Genomic DNA, 3449 nt, shown 5'->3' on the forward strand with positions numbered 1-3449 from the left:
TCGAAGGTCATTGATCGTCACACATCAAGATCACCGGGCGGCTGTTCTGCGTTACGGGCACTGCCCCACAGAGATCACGATCTACGACTGCCGTAGTAGGCGTGGCCTGACCCAGCAACTTCTCGCCGACCGGCTGGGACGTTCACTCAGTTGGCTGCGCAAGGTGGAGTCCGGAGCCCGGAACGCCGACCGGCTTTCCGTTCTTGACTCGCTCTGTGAGGCGTTGAACGTCGACCTGCAGACCTTGATCGGTGAGGAGCCCACTCGAAGCACGACCCTGTGCATCGACGATGCGCAGGTCGAGCACATCAGGGATGCGATGGAGCGCTATCCGCTCGATGGCGGAACGGGTGATCTCGGACGGCTGCGCCGTCAGGTTGCCTACGCGTGGAACGCTTTCGAGATGGCGGATTACGACGTCATCAGCCAGGTGCTACCCGAGACGTTGGGGAACGCGCAGAGCGTTCATGCCGCGCTCGGAACGGAAGAATCGGCCCGGTTGCTGGCCGAGGTCTATCAGATAACGGCCAGCACACTGCGGAAGCTCGGGGAGCACGCGCTGTCTTGGCTGGCTGGAGACAGGAGCATGGCGGCAGCCCGCCAGATCGGCGACCTGTCTCTCCTGGCTGCCGCCGGATTCCGGATCGCCAACGCTCTGCTGTCCATGGGCCGGGCGGAGCCTGCGCTGCACATGCTTGACGGCCTGGCGAATCGGCTGAGCGTCGAGGCGAACGATGAGGAGCGGCGTGCCTTGTACGGGCACGTGCTGTTGCAGGCGGCGATGGCCGCCGCGGCGCTGGGCAGACACTCCACGGTGCGAGATCTGATCTCGGAAGCGCGAGAGACGGCTCAGTTTGTGGACGTAGGCAGAAACCATTGCTGGCTCGCGTTCGGTTCGGTCAATATCACGGCCCACGAGGTCGCCGCTCTGGTCGTGCTCGGTGAGGGTGGCCTGGCGGTCGAGGCCGCGAACGCGGCTGATCCGACCGCAGTCGCGCGGATGCGCCGTGAGCGCCAAGCCGCGTTCCTGGTGGATGTGGCGCGAGGATACAGCCAGTGGGGTCACCGTGAGGAGGCCATCCGGACGCTGCTGGAGGCTGAGCGGGTCGCCTCCCGCGAGGTGCGCTGCCGACCTCTCGCTCAGACCCTCGTTGCCGACCTCGTACACCGCGCTCGTGGCCCAGTGCCCTCAGACCTCGTACGGCTGGCCACTCGTGCAGGGGTACAGGCATGAGCGGGCGCGTTCTCTACGTGATCGCGTGTGGGGCGCCTCCGGCACGTGAGGTGAGCACGCTTATCACGATGGCTCAGCGGGCAGCATGGGAGGTATGCCTCCTGACCACCCCGATGGGGCGGCGGTTCGTCGATACCTCTGCGCTTGAACGCCTGACCGGCCATCCCGTACGCAGTGATTACAAGGAGCCCGGTACGCCGGATGTGCTTCCCTCGCCTGACGCCATCATCGTGGCGCCGGCCACCGTGAACACCATCAGCAAGTGGGCGCTGGCTGTGTGCGACACACTCGCGCTGGGCATCTTGGTCGAGGCCATCGGCAAACGGGTACCGATCGTCGCGTTGCCGTTCACGAACCGGGCGCATGCCGCCCATCCCGCGTTCCAGGAGCACGTAGGCAAGCTTCGATCCTGGGGAGTCGAGGTACTGTTCGGGCCGGAGGTGTACCCCCTCCACGAGCCGGGAACTGGGAGCCGCTACCTGCACCTCTTCCCATGGGGACGAGCCTTGGACTGCCTCACCCGTCAGTAACCGTCATTAGCCGCAAGGCGCTCCCGTCGTCCTATGGCCTGCCAGGCGGCTTCCTTTTTGCTCCTCTACCAGGTGAAAGCACAGGCTGACCCACCGATTGCATTCCGCCTATCACCACCAATTGCAACGGCGCTCCTGGGTTACTGCGGGATACGAAATACGGGGCATCCCTCAGGACATCACCGGGGTGTGGAACGGGCTTCAGGCCCTCTACACGGCCTTTGTAAGCCGCGTCGCGCTTGTTGTGCTTCTCCAGCGCGTCGATCTGCGCCCGCTCCAGGGTTCCGGCCTCCGCGTCCTTGAACTCCACCACCAGAGCGTAGGACCGCATGATGTCAGTCAAGTGGCTTACGCTGCCGGTGTGGTCAGGGCTGTGGTGCTCGACATCGGCGAGACGCTGGTCCGCGACGATCGATACTGGGGGTCGTGGGCTGACTGGCTCGGGGTACCCCGCCACACGATGTCCGCGCTCGTCGGCGCGGTGACGGCGCTGGGCTTGGACAACGCCGAAGCGCTCCGCATGATCCGCCCCGGCATCGATCTCCAGGCGGCGTACAGGGATCGTGAAGACGCCGGCCGGGGTGAGTACCTGGACGACACCGACCTGTACCCCGACGTACGGGACGGGCTTCAAGCCCTACGGGACGTGGGTCTACGCGTCTGCGTCGCCGGGAACCAGACGGCCCAGGTTGGTGATCTGCTGCGCGGACTACGCCTTCCCGTGGACGCAATCGCGACCTCGGCGGAATGGGGTGTGGCCAAGCCGGATGCCGCCTTCTTCGATCGCGTCATCAAGCTCGCTGGCGCGCCCCCCGGGGAAACGCTCTACGTTGGCGATCATCCTGTGAACGATGTCATTCCAGCCAAGGCGGCGGGCCTCGCCACCTGCCTCATTCGACGAGGGCCGTGGGGACTTCTATGGGGCGATGACCCATCCGTACCCGCCGACCTACGAATCAACGGTCTCGCAGACCTGCCGGCTCTCCTGGAGAACGACCGGATGGAGCGCTGATGCCCTCGGTGAGGACAAGTAGCGCAGGCCCGGGAGCGCGCATCGCGACGATACGCTGCGCGCGCCGTATGACCCAAAGCGATCTCGCACGGGCAGCGAACGTCTCGCTCAGCATGATCCGAAAGCTGGAACAGGGAAGTCGGAACCCGGGCGACCACGTCCTCGATGCCATCGCCGGGGCCCTTGGTGTCGATCCCTCCCGGCTTCTGCACGGCACCAACCGCACTGACAGTCGCGTCCACGGCACGATCCCCCTCTTGCGCCAGGTGATCACGACCTGTGATTTTCCCGACGAGGGTCCAGTGCGTCCCCTGCCTGAACTACAGGCGGCCGCACGCGAAGCGGTCCGGTGGCGCTTGGAATCCCAGTACGTCCGACTGTCTTACGCGCTTCCTGACCTGATCGCGGAACTCATCCGAGGGCTTCGGACTGCGTCTGCCCTCGCACCGCTGCTGGTCACCTCGTACCGCGCGGCCGACGCTGTCGCCTACAAGTACGGCTATCTGGACCTGTCGGCCCGGCTGATCGATCTGATGCGCCAGACCTCTGTGCTCGTGGAGGACCCGCTGCTGGCGGCGGAGCAATCGTCAATACCTGTGGATCAAAAGCTTTAAGCAGCGACGGATGGCCGCCCTTCTGGGGACGTCTCGTCCGGCCGCTCGACGAGCTTGCC

Annotated in this window: 4 protein-coding genes; all 4 read left to right on the top strand. The window is 65.3% G+C overall.

Annotated elements, in window-relative coordinates:
- Nucleotides 1-1234, top strand: a 1234-nt coding sequence (locus AB0I38_RS40145; protein WP_358496061.1) for a helix-turn-helix domain-containing protein, incomplete at its 5' end; no start/stop codon positions are given.
- Entirely contained in the window at nt 1231-1764 is a 534-nt protein-coding gene (locus AB0I38_RS40150; protein ID WP_358496064.1) for a flavoprotein, read from the top strand. The genes AB0I38_RS40145 and AB0I38_RS40150, both read left to right, overlap by 4 nt.
- Nucleotides 1765-1951: 187 nt before the next feature.
- On the top strand, nt 1952-2776 hold the full coding sequence (locus AB0I38_RS40155) for an HAD family hydrolase (protein ID WP_358496069.1): 825 nt from the start codon (nt 1952-1954) through the stop codon (nt 2774-2776).
- Nucleotides 2776-3390 (top strand): helix-turn-helix domain-containing protein, encoded by a 615-nt coding sequence (locus AB0I38_RS40160; RefSeq protein WP_358496075.1) that lies wholly within the window; start codon nt 2776-2778, stop codon nt 3388-3390. The genes AB0I38_RS40155 and AB0I38_RS40160 overlap by 1 nt, the downstream gene beginning before the upstream one ends.
- Nucleotides 3391-3449: the final 59 nt, after the last annotated feature.

Source organism: Nonomuraea cavernae (genome assembly GCF_040655715.1).
GTDB lineage: Bacteria > Actinomycetota > Actinomycetes > Streptosporangiales > Streptosporangiaceae > Nonomuraea > Nonomuraea cavernae_A.

Coding starts and splice junctions, on each gene's coding strand:
- AB0I38_RS40150 (WP_358496064.1), top strand. CDS start 1,231: ATGAGCGGGCGCGTTCTCTACGTGATCGCGTGTGGGGCGCCTCCGGCA.
- AB0I38_RS40160 (WP_358496075.1), top strand. CDS start 2,776: ATGCCCTCGGTGAGGACAAGTAGCGCAGGCCCGGGAGCGCGCATCGCG.